Annotated in this window: 15 protein-coding genes and 2 pseudogenes; 3 read left to right on the forward strand and 14 right to left on the reverse strand. The window is 43.2% G+C overall.

Going from position 1 to position 15910, the window contains the following annotated elements; all coding sequences use genetic code 11:
- Positions 1-77 precede the first annotated feature (77 nt).
- From H3299_RS15835 to mdcA, 14 genes and pseudogenes are all read right to left on the reverse strand, one after another.
- Positions 78-257, reverse strand: a pseudogene (locus H3299_RS15835) (Ig-like domain-containing protein); the annotation flags it as partial.
- Positions 258-362: 105 nt separating this feature from the next.
- Positions 363-734, reverse strand: coding sequence for an Ig-like domain-containing protein (locus H3299_RS12905; protein ID WP_371739849.1), 372 nt, complete (start codon positions 732-734; stop codon positions 363-365).
- Positions 653-919: an Ig-like domain-containing protein gene (locus H3299_RS15840; RefSeq protein ID WP_182419772.1), complete on the reverse strand. Its 267-nt coding sequence runs from the start codon at positions 917-919 to the stop codon at positions 653-655. Before H3299_RS15840 ends, H3299_RS12905 begins: the two co-directional genes overlap by 82 nt.
- A gap of 153 nt (positions 920-1072) precedes the next feature.
- The gene (locus H3299_RS15845; protein ID WP_371739850.1) at positions 1073-1156 is read right to left on the reverse strand and encodes a hypothetical protein; all 84 of its coding nucleotides are present in this window, start codon (positions 1154-1156) and stop codon (positions 1073-1075) included.
- The gene (locus tag H3299_RS12915; RefSeq protein WP_182418047.1) at positions 1153-1353 is read right to left on the reverse strand and encodes a hypothetical protein; all 201 of its coding nucleotides are present in this window, start codon (positions 1351-1353) and stop codon (positions 1153-1155) included. Before H3299_RS12915 ends, H3299_RS15845 begins: the two co-directional genes overlap by 4 nt.
- Before the next feature lie 212 nt (positions 1354-1565).
- Entirely contained in the window at positions 1566-4994 is a 3429-nt protein-coding gene (locus H3299_RS12925; protein WP_182418049.1) for an Ig-like domain-containing protein, read from the reverse strand.
- A gap of 495 nt (positions 4995-5489) precedes the next feature.
- On the reverse strand, positions 5490-7334 hold the full coding sequence (locus H3299_RS12930) for a hypothetical protein (RefSeq protein WP_182418050.1): 1845 nt from the start codon (positions 7332-7334) through the stop codon (positions 5490-5492).
- 353 nt (positions 7335-7687) lie between these two features.
- Entirely contained in the window at positions 7688-8611 is a 924-nt protein-coding gene (locus H3299_RS12935; protein ID WP_182418051.1) for a malonyl CoA-ACP transacylase, read from the reverse strand.
- A gap of 3 nt (positions 8612-8614) precedes the next feature.
- Entirely contained in the window at positions 8615-9511 is an 897-nt protein-coding gene (gene mdcB, locus H3299_RS12940) for a triphosphoribosyl-dephospho-CoA synthase MdcB (protein WP_182418052.1), read from the reverse strand.
- Positions 9474-10142: a malonate decarboxylase holo-[acyl-carrier-protein] synthase gene (mdcG, locus tag H3299_RS12945; protein ID WP_182418053.1), complete on the reverse strand. Its 669-nt coding sequence runs from the start codon at positions 10140-10142 to the stop codon at positions 9474-9476. The genes mdcB and mdcG overlap by 38 nt, the downstream gene beginning before the upstream one ends.
- Positions 10135-10818, reverse strand: a complete 684-nt coding sequence (locus H3299_RS15580) for a biotin-independent malonate decarboxylase subunit gamma (RefSeq protein ID WP_246708232.1) — start codon at positions 10816-10818, stop codon at positions 10135-10137. Before H3299_RS15580 ends, mdcG begins: the two co-directional genes overlap by 8 nt.
- A gap of 117 nt (positions 10819-10935) precedes the next feature.
- Positions 10936-11844, reverse strand: a pseudogene (locus tag H3299_RS15585) (biotin-independent malonate decarboxylase subunit beta); the annotation flags it as partial.
- A complete protein-coding gene (gene mdcC, locus H3299_RS12955; RefSeq protein WP_182418055.1) occupies positions 11841-12155 on the reverse strand; it encodes a malonate decarboxylase acyl carrier protein in 315 nt (104 codons plus the stop codon). The pseudogene H3299_RS15585 and the gene mdcC, both read right to left, overlap by 4 nt.
- A gap of 11 nt (positions 12156-12166) precedes the next feature.
- On the reverse strand, positions 12167-13813 hold the full coding sequence (mdcA, locus tag H3299_RS12960) for a malonate decarboxylase subunit alpha (protein WP_182418056.1): 1647 nt from the start codon (positions 13811-13813) through the stop codon (positions 12167-12169).
- Positions 13814-14019: 206 nt separating this feature from the next.
- Between mdcA and madL the strand changes: the two genes are divergently transcribed.
- Genes madL through H3299_RS12975 form a run of 3 tightly spaced genes read left to right on the forward strand, consistent with a single transcriptional unit; the run spans position 14020 to position 15882 of the window.
- The gene (gene madL / locus H3299_RS12965) at positions 14020-14430 is read left to right on the forward strand and encodes a malonate transporter subunit MadL (RefSeq protein ID WP_182418057.1); all 411 of its coding nucleotides are present in this window, start codon (positions 14020-14022) and stop codon (positions 14428-14430) included.
- Positions 14423-15184: a malonate transporter subunit MadM gene (gene madM / locus H3299_RS12970; protein ID WP_182418058.1), complete on the forward strand. Its 762-nt coding sequence runs from the start codon at positions 14423-14425 to the stop codon at positions 15182-15184. Before madL ends, madM begins: the two co-directional genes overlap by 8 nt.
- An 11-nt stretch (positions 15185-15195) precedes the next feature.
- Positions 15196-15882, forward strand: coding sequence for a GntR family transcriptional regulator (locus tag H3299_RS12975; RefSeq protein WP_182418059.1), 687 nt, complete (start codon positions 15196-15198; stop codon positions 15880-15882).
- Positions 15883-15910 lie beyond the last annotated feature (28 nt).

The following is a 15910-nucleotide window of genomic DNA, read 5'->3' on the forward strand; positions in this document are numbered from 1 at the left end:
TCCTTGAACAGGACCAAATCATCAACCAAATCCATCTTAGATGTATCAATCGCTGCCGGTGCAGTCGTATCAACATTAAGATCAAAGAGACCAGATTTGGAACCTTCATTACCAGCCTTATCGGTGACAATAGCTTCAAACTTATAATCACCCTCACTAAGAGCTTGTGCATCAGTTACCTGATAGCTCCAAGTGCCACCAGTAACTGTGGCTGTACCAAGAACCTTGGCAACACCATCAGAGCCAGTTACCTTGATGACGACCGATCACCATCTTGAAGACCGGTACAGTACCCTTCATAGTGGGTTGTATCGTCGGTTGATGTGCCAGATGTGGTTATATCACCAGTAATTGCACCAACATCACAAAATAGCCGCTAATCGTAACCGTGCCACCAGTTGGGCCTTGAGTATCGATTTCGATATTTTGAGTTGATGGAGTGATGGGTTACCTGCTGCATCACGGACAACGGTCTCAATTGTATAACGACCATCAGTTAAGGCGTGGTCTGCATCATTATGATTAACACTATAAGTGCCATCAGCATTTTTAGTAGCTTGGATCCATTGGCCAGCTGTGCCGCCCTCTGGTTTGATGCGCATCCAAACAGTGTCACCCGTTTCCAATGTACCAGTTACCTTAATTGTATAGATCAAGGTTGTATCATTGGTAATAAAGTCGGCTGTATCAAAACCTGTATCATCACTGATCGATGAAGGGCAGCGGTTGCTGATGGACCTGTTGTATCAACAATAACATCAAACTGCGCACCATCACTAACATTACCAGCCGCATCGGTTGATGTAACGGTAAGATTATGTGTGCCTTCAGCAAGCTCATCAGTTGTAACCGACCATTTGCCATCACTATCAACGGTGGTTGTACCAACAACTGTACCATCCTTATCCTTGATAGTGATGGTTGAACCAACTTCACCTGTACACTAAAGGTTGGTGTTGTATCATCGGTTGATGAACCAGACGTAATTGGCCTTGAATAAAGCCAACATCATCGAGAACTTCATTGATAACTGGAGCTGATGGTGCGGTTGCATCAATCTCAAGTGTGAAGCTTACTGTGCCTTAACACCAGCAGCATTTACGGCTTCAGCACTAAAGCTATATTTACCATCCGCCAAATCAACTGATGGCGTCAAGCTCCATGCACCCGTGCTATCGGCAGTTGTTGTACCAACAACAACCTTCGTACTGCTGCATTAACATAGCTAACCGTAACGGTTGCATTGGCGCTTGCGCTACCAACCATAACAGGTGTGCGGTCATCTGAGATACCACCACTCTTAACATTGCCTTGGATTGTGCCAACATTATCTTCAAAGTGGCTAAAGCTCACAACAACATTGCTGGTATCAACGGTAATATTAAAGGCAGGACTTGCAGCACTTTCATTACCAGCCTTATCGGTAACTGTTACCGTAATTGAATGGCTACCATCGCTAAGACCTGGTGCTGGCGGTGTAAAGCTCCATGAGCCATCGGCGCCAACGCTGGTTGTACAAGAACGGTATCACCATCTTTAATGGTTACTGTGCCACCGCTTCTGAACTACCAAGCATTACCAGAAAGAACAGGCTGTTTGTCATCAGTAGTATCATTGGCAGATAACGCACCAGTAACATCACCAACATTATCAGTAATGGTTGGTTGGCTAGGTGTTGCAGGCGCAGTCGTATCAAGAACAACTGGGAAGCCACCGGTCATATTACTTAATTGACCAGCAGAGTCATTGGCCTGTGCCTTAATCGTATAAGTACCATCACCCTTACTAAAGGCAGGAGTAATCTCAATAGTCCAGCTACCATTGGCATTTACAGTGGTTGTACCGCCAACAAAGCTTACGCCATCTGGACCTTCAACATGAATGGTAATGGTTGAGCCAGCTTCACCGGTACCTTTAACAACAGGTGTTGTATCATCGGTAACGCCGTTCTTTTGAAGAGCTCCTTGGACCGAACCTTCATTATCGCTAACGCTGGTAATGGCAGGATCAGCTGGTGCATCACCAACAAGCGTGAAGTTCCAATCCGTTGTTGCTGGACCTTCATTGCCGGCCTTATCAACAGGACGGGCGGAGAAGATATAATCACCAGGCGTTAATGGTGGATTTGGATCAAAGCTCCAAGAACCATCAGCATTAACACTGGTTGAACCAATAAGCTTAACAACGCCGCTTGCATCCTTATTATAGATATTAATGCTTGATGCATCATTGGCATCAACAGAACCTGCAGCACCACTATAGGTTGGCGTGCGATCATCCGTTGGATCACCACGATTGATCGTTCCTTGAACAGGACCAAAATCATCAACCAAATCCATCTTAGATGTATCAATTGGATTTGGAATAACTGTATCGACATTAAAATCAAGTGAGCCGCTTGGGGTACTTGTATTACCGGCAGCGTCAGTTGCAGTTACTGTAATTGAATGATTGCCATCGCTTAGGGGATTTTCAGGTTTTAACGTCCACTTACCATCGCTATCAGCAGTAGTTGTGCCAATGACCGTATCACCATCTTTAATTGTGATGGTTGAACCTGGCTCGCCTGTCCCTTTAAACTCAGGTTTCGTTTCATTGGTGCTACTACCAGCAGTAATCGCACCAATGACTGGCTCCGTATTATCGGTCGCAGTTGGTGTTGATGGTGTTGCTGGTGGCGTTGTATCAACAGTAAAATCAATGGGCGCGCTTGGGCTGCTAGCATTACCAGCCGTATCAGTTTCAGTAACCGTAACAGAATGACTACCTTCAGTTAAAGGCGCATCAGGCTTAACTGACCAATTACCATCGGTTCCAACCGTTGTCGTTCCAATAACCGTATCACCATCTTTAATGGTAATGGTAGAACCTGGCTCGCCAGTACCTGAGAATTCTGGCTGAGTATCATTTGTGCTGCTACCAGCGGTAACAGGGCCGGTCACAGGCTCTTGATTATCAGTAACACTTGGAGCAGATGGTGTTGCTGGTGGCGTTGTATCAACAGTAAAATCAATCGGCGCGCTTGGGCTGCTAGCATTACCAGCCGTATCAGTTTCAGTAACTGTAACAGAATGACTACCTTCAGTTAAAGGTGCATCAGGCTTAACTGACCAATTACCATCGGTTCCAACCGTTGTCGTTCCAATAACAGTATCACCATCTTTAATGGTAATAGTTGAACCTGGCTCACCTGTACCTGAGAATTCTGGCTGAGTATCATTTGTGCTGCTACCAGCGGTAACAGGGCCGGTCACAGGCTCTTGATTATCAGTAACACTTGGAGCAGATGGTGTTGCTGGTGGCGTTGTATCAACAGTAAAATCAATCGGCGCGCTTGGGCTGCTAGCATTACCAGCCGTATCAGTTTCAGTAACTGTAACAGAATGACTACCTTCAGTTAAAGGTGCATCAGGCTTAACTGACCAATTACCATCGGTTCCAACCGTTGTCGTTCCAATAACAGTATCACCATCTTTAATGGTAATAGTTGAACCTGGCTCACCTGTACCTGAGAATTCTGGCTGAGTTTCATTGGTGCTGCTGCCAGGTGCGATAGGCCCAACAACAGGCTCGGTATTATCGGTTGCAGTTGGAGCAGATGGCATTGCTGGTGGCGTTGTATCAACAGTAAAATCAATCGGCGCGCTTGGGCTACTAGCATTACCAGCCGTATCAGTTTCAGTAACCGTAATCGAATGATTACCTTCAGGAAGCGCAGCATCAGGCTTAACTGACCAATTGCCATCAGTACCGACCGTTGTCGTCCCAATAACAGTATCGCCATCTTTAATGGTAATAGTTGAGCCAGGCTCACCAGTACCTGAGAATTCTGGCTGAGTTTCATTGGTGCTGCTGCCAGGCAAAATTGGACCAACATATGGCTCGGTATTATCGGTTGCAGTTGGAGCAGATGGTGTTGCTGGCGCAGTCGTATCAACGGTAAAATCAATCGGCGCACTTGGGCTGCTAGCATTACCAGCCGTATCGGTTTCCGTAACTGTAACAGAATGACTACCTTCAGTTAAAGGTGCATCAGGCTTAACTGACCAATTGCCATCAGTATCGACCGTTGTCGTCCCGATAACTGTATCGCCATCTTTAATGGTAATAGTTGAACCAGGCTCACCAGTACCTGAGAATTCTGGCTGAGTTTCATTGGTACTACTTCCAGGTAGAATAGGACCAACATGCGGTTCGGTATTATCCATAACCAAAGGTGTAGTTGGCGTTGACGGCGCTAAAGTATCCACTGAAAAAACGAAGGGATCGCTATGTGCACTTTCATTACCAGCACCGTCAGAGGCCGTATAAGTAATTGAATGAGCACCATCGGCAAGATCCACCTCAGGCTCCCAGCTCCAATGACCATCACTTGCAGCCACTGTCGAACCAATAAGCTGCCCATTATCATAAAATTTGATAACAGTTCCAGGCATTGCAGTACCGGAAAAAGTCGGACGAGGATCATTCGTACTGGTTCCGGCAACTATTGGACCAACAATAGACTCAACCTTATCATAAACATTATCAAGAGATGGAACACTAGGCGGCGCCGTATCAACAACAGGCGGCGTATAGTTATAATCAGAACTACTTGAAAAAGCTATCGCAGCAGCAATACCGCCCGCACCAAGCAAACCAATCAATATGCTTGTAGCATCAACATCATTTAAATTATGATAGATAACATCTGGATCATTAATACCATCTTGACCAGACAAAGCCTTACTAAAATCAACTAGCAGAAGCGTTCCACCGTCACTCAATAGTAAATTATTAAAGTCTAACCCATTTACAAAAAAATTCTTAATAACAAGCTTTTGACCATCTTTAAACTCGATAACCAAATCACCGCCTTCGCGCGCATAATTTGCTATATCACCCTTTGGCGCATCAATATAAAAATTACTAGCACTTTCTGGCGCATCTACAACACCCGATTTACTTGTGACTTTTAAATTGGCATGACCATTCAAATTAGACTTACTAACCACTATTCGATCCCCGCATACTTGATGTAATACTAATATAAAAATATGCTGTTATAGTACAGGCAGATACAAATATATGTCAATAAACTAAATCAATTAATTGATAATATTTTATATAATACAGATAAGAAAATACCAATATAGATGATAAATATCAAGGATATCTGGCTTAAACAGCGCCAATTATATTATAAATTAGAAAATTATAATATAACAAAACCAACTGATTTTAATGATTTCTATTTTCTCCAAAAATTGTATTGAAAAATAGAGAAGTATAAGGATCACAAAGAATATTGCATTGCCTATTACTCCCTTTTAAAGCTACCTATTTCAACCACAAAAGATGAAAGCCATCTTGCGCCAAACTCACCAAAGATCCTCACAATAAAGTCAAACAATCATCGACTGATAGAACTTTTGTAAAGATAGAAGACATAAAAAAACTGGCTCCTTTCAATCACATGAAAAGAGCCAGTCCTTAAATATTTGTAAATATTAAACGATTGTTACATTAACACCTGCTTGGATGTGAAGACTTTCATCACCATGAGCATAGACACTATAAACAACACCAGCACCATCCGTATAGCTGCCGTCAGTAAGCGACCAGCTATTATCAAGCTTAACAACATCGCTACCGTCACCCTTAATATTAAGACTTTTATCATCAAAGCCATTATCAAAAAGCGAACCATTAAAACTTAATGTATTTTTACCATTACCAGTAAGGTCAAGCGCTGTAACTGCAGAGCTAAAATCATCACTAAACAGATTTCCAGCATTAATATTGCGACCATAACCGCTAATATCAACTTCAAGACCAAGCTGATTATTGTGATTTTCGTTAAATTCATTAATCAAAGTGCCAAGCCAATCAAGACTTGCAAAGCCAAATGATTTTACAGAGTCAACGCGCAATACATCAAGATTGCTATTTGCCATACCATCTGTATGGAACATGTCGGTTAGCCATGTTTGATAATAAGTATTAAAGCCAGCAACAGTAAGCGAGTTAAGCTCTAATGTGTCATAACCCTCGCCAGCATTAATTTGCAACGCACCTTGCTGAATAAAGCCATTAAGCGAAATTCGGTCATTGCCATCGCCCGTATCAATAAGGTTATAGCCTGTTCCAGATGCTAACACCTTGCCATAAATCTCGACAACATCATTGCCTTCACCAGCGAAAACTTCGTTTTTACCGCCATTTTGCGCTTCAAGACCGCGACTAAACACAATCTTATCGTCACCCTCGCCGGCATCAATGTGATTGGTTCCAGCAGCAATCACTTTATTCGTGAATAGCAGTGTATCGTTACCTTCGCCTGAACTAATACTATTAATACCGTTTTCATGGCTAACCATACCGCGAGCAAAGGTCAAGAAATCATCACCAGCGCTCGTTGTAATTTCATTAAGATGATAGCTTTCAACAAGACCTGAAATGGTAAGAACAGTTTTGCCGCCATTTACTGTAAAGATATTTGAGCCAGTATTGCTAGCAGTAAAGTTACCAACTATGGTTACTACATGATCGCCAGCACCGATAACAAATTGATTAAAGCCACTTGCATAAACGCCATTAGTTACCGTTAAAACCGTATTACCATCACCAAAAGTTAATGAATTTTCACCGCCAACGCGCGATTCAATACCGCGGGCAACAGTAACTACGTGGTCACCTGCAGCTGCGGTAATTCTGTTCGTTCCACTGGCAAGAAGACGGCCACCGATAGATAAAACCGTTTTTCCAGCACCAAAAGAGAAAGAATTTACGCCATTTGAAGCGGCATCAATACTGCCCCAAATACTTGCGATATGGGTACCCTCACCCATTGAAAACAGATTTGCAGCTTCACTCGCTGCTGTAACACTACCCGTAATTTTAAGCGTTTTTGTTCCATCACCAAGTGCAACCCGATTTTGGTTACTTGATTGTACATTGCCTAAAATAGAAATAACATCCGTGCCATCACCCAAACTAATGGTGTTGCTACCAAGATTATTGGTTTTCATACCCCAAAAGAAGGTTAAACCATGATTGCCATCGCCAAATACAATGCTATTTTCAGCGCCTGCTGTAGCATCCAAACCACCCCATACATTAAGGAGCTTATTGCCATCGCCACCGGTAATCGAATTTGAGCCGCTCCCCTTTAACCGACCACCAACAAAAATGCTATCATTGCCATTGCCAACATCAATACTGGTTGATGCGCCTGCAGAACTTTCAACATTTGACCAAACCTTGATAATATCATTATTATCACTGCCGCTAATCTCCTTTACACCTGCAGTAGATGTAAAATTCCAACTAGACCAGAAATTTCCTAAAGCCATTTAAATGCCCCACATGGTTAAAAATATTAAAAAAGAGAATGCTATGCTAGCTAAGTTAAATATATAACTATACATGGTAAGCTATTGCGTATAGTCACAAATATAAATTAAAGCATTGTTATATTTATTACAGCATCAAATATTATTCAACAACAATCTAACCGTACATATATTTTTATTTATATTTTTATTTATATTTTTAATTATATATTATATTAGTTATATAATATATATTTTTTTCTTTTAAAAAGAGAATTAAACAATAATTTATCTATATTAAAGCTTATAAAAATACTAAAAATCTTATATTAATTTTACTTAAAAGCTAAAATAACGCATTCCCCACCTTAAACTTATTCCTGCCTTTTTAACCACGTTTCGATTCCATCAATCGTTTGAAAATCACCAACTGCATAAGCAGACATTGCAGGATAATAACTTTTAATCATATTTGCCAATGCGTTACCCGGACCAAGATCAAGGATAGACATTACCCCTTGCTCACTCAATGCCTGTAAAACCGCTTGCCAATCAAGCCGCTGAGCAATTTCCTCGGCAAGTTTTTTTAAACCATCTTGCACTTTAAAAATGCGGCCACCATCGAGACCACTAAAGAGCAAACGATTATCATCCATTGCATTAAAGGGCTTTGCTGCTATAAAATCATAAAAGGGGCCAACCGCATTTGCAAGAAATGGCGTATGCGAGGGAATAAACACATCTAGAACATCACAGCGCGTTGCCCCTATATTGCGCAATTCTTTACATAGTGTTTCAATATCATTTTCATTGCCAGCAAGTATAAAAAAATTATCTGGATTATGAATAGCAATGACACAATTAGCTTGATGCAAAGGCGTTTGCAATTGTGTTTCACTTAGCCCCATAACAAAAGCTAGCCGCGCCTTTATCGCATGAGCGCTATCCATCAAGGTTGCTCGTTTTAATGTGATAGCCAATGCTTCAGCTGGCTGCCAAATATTGGCAATAGCAAAAGCTGCAACCTCGCCAACACTATAACCAGCCACGCATATGCGTTCAGGCAAATGATCCTTAATTAAATTATAATGGCATAGGGCAGTAAGTACAGAAAAGAATTGGTTATAATAATTACTTGACCGTATTTGCGGATCACTTTCACGTAAAAACTTTAACGGATCATGGCCTAATAAAACGCCGGCAGCATGAAGCAAATCACTATTTTTCGAACTATTTGCACCTAAATCTAAGGATTGCGGCATTAAACGTCCTTGCCCGCCGCATAATAAAGCAAACATTTTCTATCCATCCCCCAAGCAATCTAAAAACACGGTAGCAGCCAGCATATCGGCAACGCCACCCGGCGACAAATTGCGTTTAATGAAGTTATCATGTATTTCCGCGGCCTTTTTTTGCCAATCAATCTGTGTAATAGAACCATCTTTGATAAATTTTTGCGCAGTGTGCTGCGCAAAAGCCATTCCTTCAATACCTCCGCGATGCAGTAAATTGGTGTCGCAGATTTTGGCTAACAATCGCATCGTTACATGAATCCGTTGTGCTTCTTCCACCTTTGTCCACTGGCGCGCCTCATGTAATGCCGGCAAACCAATTTCATATAGGGATGGATAACCCCTTGCCGCCTCTTCACGCGCACCACCTGCGCCATATAAGCGCAATACTTTGGTGCCATGACTTGTCAAGCTAATTGGCCCTTGTGAAATATCTTGCCCCCACTGATTGGCGATAATAGTACCTAGCTTTATAGGAAGCGAAAAATTTTGCGTTTTAAACCCATAGGCTGCGCATAGTAAACCAAGAGCAAAGATTGCGCCACGATGGGCATTTATACCATTAGTTGCCTGTATCATTGCCTGTTCGGCAGCTATACCGATGCTGCGCAGTTCACTCATTTGCGCGCTTTTTGTACCAGCAATAAATAAATCTTTAAAAAACGGTCGAATAGCATCAGCGCTCTTTGCCAATATTGCATAATCCATATCTGCATGCGCGCCATTATCTATATGACTTACAAGGCCGGGCTTTGGATAAGTTTGCAATTCCTTGATGAGGGCGTCATATGCTTTATTGGCAATGGCATCACCTTGTTGCCCAATATCATTAAAAACCAGACTGTTTTTTAACTGACCAAATTGTTTGTTAAACTGACCAGACTGTTTGTTTAACTGATAAGTCATCGTCATTCTCCCCCACCCATGTTGCAAAAGGCATCAGCACCACACCAGTATTGGTTTTTACGATTATATCATCCTTATATTGACGTAATATTTCTTGATAATGAACTCCGCCCTTTGGTCTAATCAGCTCCACATCAATACGCATCAATGCAGTTTTATTGATGCTTTCAATGCTATTACATAGATTTAAAACATAATCTTGCCTTGGTAAGACAGTTAAGCACAAATCAAGATCGGAAGTTTTACTGATATAATGCATATTTGTTAGCGCTTGCCAGCATAGACTACCAAACACTCTAAAATTTGCGTCAATTTGCATCATCGCCTTAATCAGGTTTTGCCAATCATAAGGTGCATAACGCGCTAACTCACTTAGCAAAGGTGGCGGAGTTGTTTTGCTTATGTGATGTTTATGAATTATGAGCGATATTCTTGCCTTGCCCATGGTTGGAGGTAAAGGCAAACCAAGCAACAGATCATCATTATTTTTCAGCATTGGTTGTTGCGTAACAATGAGGGGGAAGTTTTTTGCCTCCCACTCTTTCAACACATCAAAGTGATATTGCTCATATAAAGCTTGCCAACCTGTCGCATCAAGCCAAACAAGGTCATGACGATGAAAATCACCCATCACAATTCGCAAGTTTTATAACTGCATTTGACAAAGGCAATGTCTTTAATCGTCCCCCTCTTTCCAAGCCTAACTGCGCCCTTTTATCATGAGGGTGCTGCCCCTCAAGACTTTGATAAAGGCTAAGGAGTTTTTGCGCCTTTATATCGACATTGGCGTCATTTTGCCAAACCTCATCTATCCCGCCAGTCTTATAAAGGTTTAGAAGCCCTGGAGCAAAAACCGGCGTTGCCTTGGCCATTTCGGTCAATTGATCAATCGATAATTTGGTAACCCGCGCCATTGATGGCAAATCCATCACGGCTGGATATGCATCAGGCAAGGCAATAAGTGATTGGGTGGCAAGAGCGCTGGCAATAAAAGCACCTGCCGCACTATGGCCGTATAAAACACCAATCGTTACATGCCCATTAAGCGAGGCAAAAATCAATGCTTTGGCCAATTGTGACAAATACTGATTAAGACCCAATAATTCATCACGTTTGCTCATATTTTGGCTAGCAGAATCCACCAACACCAAAATTGGCTGCTTGGGATGATTTTCAACGATATTGATAATATGCCGCGATAAAATATTGGCATCATCAATGGCAATTGGTGCACTATTAGCAATGCCAATAATATGACACGGCGTGCCATTTAAACTTGCTTGCCCGATAATATGATTATTACTCACCGTTACCGTAAATTGGCCTGCAAACAAAGATGATAATAATTGATTTAACCCATCAGGCAATGGCTGGGTTGGCGTTGCAGTAGTTGTTGCGACATTTTTTGATGCATCACTGCAATAAGTTTGTTTTACGCCGCTTAAGAGGTGTAAAAATTGATCATCAGAAAGCGATGGAACTTCTTGCGCGTTGCTAATACCCGATTTTGTCCAAATATCGATTGCATCTTTGGCATCACCAAAATTATTAAGCCGGCTTTCAAGCTTTTCTTGCTGTTGCTTTAAAGCGGCAAACCCAAATTGCTCATCTTGCTCTAAAGCAGTAATTGCAGCGCGCCGAAATGCTAATATGTCATCGGCAACAAAATAGTCCGCATCCTGCATTAAGCTGCGATGTTTACCGCCCATTGTGCGCCACACAAGCGCACGATCGCGCGAGTCAAACTCCTCAACTCCTTTGTTGGTTTCAATAACTTCCGGGCCGCTTACACTCATGCGCCCATATTCGGACATAACAATTTTACTGGCGCAAGCACTGATAAGACCAGCGCCCCCATAGCAACCAGAACGCCCGCCAATTAAAACCACAACCTTGATGCCAGAAAGCCGCGCCTCGACAACTGCCCGCATAATTTCAGCAATCGCAATTTCACCAGCATTGGCTTCTTGCAATCGCACGCCGCCGCTATCAAGCAAAAGCACAAGATCATGGTTTTCATGCTGTGCCGCCTTTATCAGCCCTAGCAATTTTGCACCATGAACCTCGCCAATTGCACCGCCCATAAAACGCCCCTCTTGCGCGGCAATGAATATCGGCTTTTGCTCAAGCATGGCACGGCCAATAACAATACCATCATCAAATTGTTCTGGTAGATTGAACAATTTAAGATGTGGGCTAACAACTCGTTGTTCTGGGCCGATAAATTCTTGAAAACTATGCTTATCAACCAGATAATCTATTCTTTGTCGCGCACTTGCTTCATAATAGCTTATAGATTCATTTTGATTGGAAAGTTGAGCTGAATTCGTCATTCGACTTCCTCCATTAAACGCAAGGCTTGTGCAAGACGCAGCGACACCGTATCAGGTCGCGCCCCACCATCATTAATCGATATGCGCAAACCACCAACCGCATACTGCTCGACAAAATCTCCCATCACCGCTTGCCATATTGGCTCAAAGCCATGCGAAGCTGTTTCCACATCAATGATACAACGGGTTTTATCATCAATGCGCTCCACCAAAGCCTCAAGATTACCCGAGGCAACAACGCCGATAATGACTTGCTTTCTTTGGGGTTGCGCCGCCTTATTGGTTAAAAACTCAAATTTCATGTTTTCCATGATTGCTCCCCTCACCAATTACGAAAACGGCTAGGAGGATTGTAAAGCCCCCCTGATTGCACCATAATATCCTTGATGGAACGCGCGGCCAAGTAACGCCGATCAGCATCAAGCGGATCAATGCCCAAATCAATGGGGCGCTGAATAACACCGCGCGCCCTTAAAGTTTCCACCATTTTTTTATCACGCTGACGACCAATATCCGTATAGCCGGCAACACCGCGAATGGCTTGCTCGCGCTCAGTTGCATTGCGGCAAAGCAATAAATTGGCAATGCCTTCTTCGGTTACAATATGGCTAACATCGTCATTATAAACCATAATTGGCGCAAGATCGAGGCCAAGCTTTTCGGCCAAAATTTCGGCATCCAACTTCTCGACAAAAAGCGGCACATTATTAGCACCAAAGGTTTCTCCAAGTTGCACGACAAGCTTTCGACCACGGCGTAAATTCGCAGGGATGTCGGGCTGTGCTTCTTCCCCTGCCTTTAACCAAGCAGGGCTACTATGACGGCGACCATGGGGGTCTGACCCCATATTGGGCGCTCCACCAAACCCCGCCACACGATCAGTAGTAATTGTGGAACTATGACCATTAAGATCAATTTGCAAGGTTGAGCCAATAAACATATCACAAGCATAAAGGCCTGCGGTTTGGCAAAAAGCTCGGTTAGAGCGCAGTGAGCCATCAGGCCCCGTAAAGAAAACATCCGGACGCGCCCGAATATAGTCCTCCATGCCAACCTCAGATCCAAAACAGTGGATCTGCTCCACCCATCCCGCTTCAATGGCTGGAATTAGGGTTGGATGCGGATTTAAGGCAAAATGCGTGCAGGATTTGCCTTTTAGCCCCAGCTTTTCGCCATAAGTGGGCAATAATAACTCAATAGCTGCCGTACTAAAACCAATACCGTGATTAAGTCGCTTGACCTCATAGGGAAGATAGATGCCTTTTAGCGCCATCATCGCAATCAAGATTTGCGTTTCAGTTATTGCACCGGGGTCACGGGTAAATAATGGCTCAACATAAAACGGCTTTTGCGCATCAACCACAAAATGCACAAGATCACCTGGAATATCAACACGGGGAACCTTATCAACAATTTCGCCCACTTGCGCAATAACCAAACCGCTTTTATAGGCGGTTGCCTCGACAACTGTTGGGGTATCTTCTGTATTGGGACCAGTGTAAAGATTACCATGCTTATCCGCGCTTACGGCGGCAATTAATGCAACATTAGGTGTTAAATCAATGAAGTAACGGGCGAATAATTCAAGATATGTATGCACCGCGCCAAGTTCAATTTTGCCGCCAAACAGCATGCGGGCGATACGCGCCGATTGCGGCCCCGAATAAGAATAATCAAGCCGTTTGGCAATGCCTTTTTCAAAAACATCCAAATGCTCTGGTAAAACAATGCCCGATTGCACCATATGCAAATTATTAAGCTGGTCGGCATCTTGCGCAGCTAGCGCTTTAGCTAATATATCCGCCTGTTTTTGATTATCCCCCTCAAGGCAAACACGGTCGCCAGAACGGATCACCGCCGCCAATAATTTTTCAGTATTTGTCCGCTCGACAATTTTACCTTTAGCAAAGGCGCTCCCCGACGCAATTCTTTGCTCCAATGCTTGTTTTTGGCAGTTCCAGTTTCTCATCGAGTCCTCCTGCATACAAATATAAAGATAATCTATCTCAATGTATTTATATTGTCCATAATATTTTTTTGTGTATACTATAAATCATATTTATCCAGTGGGAGGATACATAAATGAGGAAAAAATCTAAAACGCAATACATTTTTCATTCATATGGGGAAGCTGTCCTTTGGGGGAAACTGCAATTGGCAGCATGGGAGGGGTAAATGACTATATCAGGTGTCGCACTTCTGGCGATTTGCACCCTATTGGGTGGTTTTTTAGGAGATTTATTGGGTAAAATTCTTGGCGTGCATGCCAATGTTGGCGGTGTTGGTATAGCGATGATGCTATTAATCGCTATGCGTTTATGGCTCAAAAATAAAAATATTTTAAGTCGCGGCGTTATTTTTGGCGTTGAGTTTTGGGGTAGTCTTTATATCCCGATCGTGGTCGCCATGGCAGCCAGCCAAAATGTTGTTGCAGCGGTTGAAGGTGGGCCACTCGTTGTTATTGCTGCAGTGAGCGCTGTTGCTGTTTGTTTTGCTTCAGTTGCAATTATCGGCAAAATGAGTGGCACAGTGGAAACCATGGACGAGATTGAAGCACGCGAAAAAGCGGAGGGCAAAAATGGTTGAGATGATTATGAGCGTTTTGCAACATAATGCGCTAATTACTGCTTTTGCCTTTATCGGTATTGTCATGTGGATTTCAGCCATGCTGTCCAAATATCTAACCTTTGGGCGCGTACATGGGTCAGCGATTGCCATTATCATCGGCCTTGCCCTTGCCTTTTGGGGCGGCATCGCGACCGGCGGTCAAAAGGGGCTTGCCGATGTGGTTGGCTTAACCGGCATTGGCTTAATGGGCGGCGCTATGTTGCGCGATTTTGCAATTGTTGCCACCGCTTTTGAGGTGGATGTTGAACAAGCAAAAAAGGCAGGTATTATTGGCTTTGTTGCATTATTACTTGGAACATTTTTTCCCTTCATCGTGGGAGTAATCATTGCTTTTGCCTTTGGCTACACCGACCCGATTGCCTTAACAACAATTGGCGCCGGGGCAGTTACCTATATTGTTGGCCCAGTAACAGGTGCGGCAATTGGTGCCGATTCTGCCGTTATGGCGATATCAATTGCGACTGGCGTTTTAAAAGCAATTTTGGTAATGATTGGTACGCCCTTTGTTGCCAAGATGATTGGTCTTAACAATCCACGATCAGCCATGGTTTTTGGCGGGCTCATGGGGACGGTCAGCGGGGTTAGTGGTGGCTTGGCTGCAACGGATAGGCGTTTGGTGCCTTATGGCGCCCTAACCGCAACATTTCATACCGGTCTTGGTTGCCTTTTGGGGCCATCAATATTATTTCTTGCAGTAAAAATGATCTTTTAAAGAAGTTGAATATGAGTGAAAAATTTGGTGGCGATGAACAAACGGTTTTATTATCCGAACGCATTAGAAATGCTTTAAGCGATGAAATCACCGATGGCACCCTGCCACCAGGCTCTGATTTGGACGAGCAGCAACTTGCAATAAAATATGGCGTTTCGCGCACCCCCGTGCGCGAAGCTTTACGTCATTTGGAGGCCAATGGCCTTGCTGAAAAACGCGGCCGGCGCGGTCTTATTGTTACACCGCTAACTGCTGAGCGCATTATGGACATGTTTGAAGCAACGGCTGAAATTGAAGCGGTCTGCGTTCGCCTTGCCACTTATAGAATGACACCGCTTGAGCGGTGTACCTTAATGGAACTTCATGAACAATCACACGACATGGTCATTAACAATAAAATCGATGATTATGACCGCATGAACCGTAAGTTTCATGAAAAAATCTATCATGCCACCCATAATCGGTTTTTAGAAGAACAGGCCATTGCTATTCGCTCCAAATTAAGTGCTTTTCGCCGCCTGCAATTGCACGAAAACAATCGTATTAGTAGATCTCGCCAAGAACATGATATGGTTATGCAAGCCATATCACAAGGCGATGGTGAAAAAGCTGCTCTTTACATGCGCGCCCATATGTTAAATGCCGCCACCGCACTTGCCCATTATATTGAACAGCGCATCAATAAAGAGGCAACTTAATTTTTTACGTTTTTATCTCAGCTCGATT

This window comes from Bartonella sp. HY038, assembly GCF_014117425.1.
In the GTDB taxonomy this organism is placed as follows: Bacteria; Pseudomonadota; Alphaproteobacteria; order Rhizobiales; family Rhizobiaceae; genus HY038.

Excerpts from the sequence above, each read along its gene's own strand:
- H3299_RS12930 (WP_182418050.1), bottom strand. The coding sequence starts at position 7,334 with ATGGCTTTAGGAAATTTCTGGTCTAGTTGGAATTTTACATCTACTGCA.
- H3299_RS12935 (WP_182418051.1), bottom strand. The coding sequence starts at position 8,611 with ATGTTTGCTTTATTATGCGGCGGGCAAGGACGTTTAATGCCGCAATCC.
- mdcB (WP_182418052.1), bottom strand. The coding sequence starts at position 9,511 with ATGACTTATCAGTTAAACAAACAGTCTGGTCAGTTTAACAAACAATTT.
- mdcG (WP_182418053.1), bottom strand. The coding sequence starts at position 10,142 with ATGGGTGATTTTCATCGTCATGACCTTGTTTGGCTTGATGCGACAGGT.
- mdcC (WP_182418055.1), bottom strand. The coding sequence starts at position 12,155 with ATGGAAAACATGAAATTTGAGTTTTTAACCAATAAGGCGGCGCAACCC.
- mdcA (WP_182418056.1), bottom strand. The coding sequence starts at position 13,813 with ATGAGAAACTGGAACTGCCAAAAACAAGCATTGGAGCAAAGAATTGCG.
- madL (WP_182418057.1), top strand. The coding sequence starts at position 14,020 with ATGACTATATCAGGTGTCGCACTTCTGGCGATTTGCACCCTATTGGGT.
- madM (WP_182418058.1), top strand. The coding sequence starts at position 14,423 with ATGGTTGAGATGATTATGAGCGTTTTGCAACATAATGCGCTAATTACT.
- H3299_RS12975 (WP_182418059.1), top strand. The coding sequence starts at position 15,196 with ATGAGTGAAAAATTTGGTGGCGATGAACAAACGGTTTTATTATCCGAA.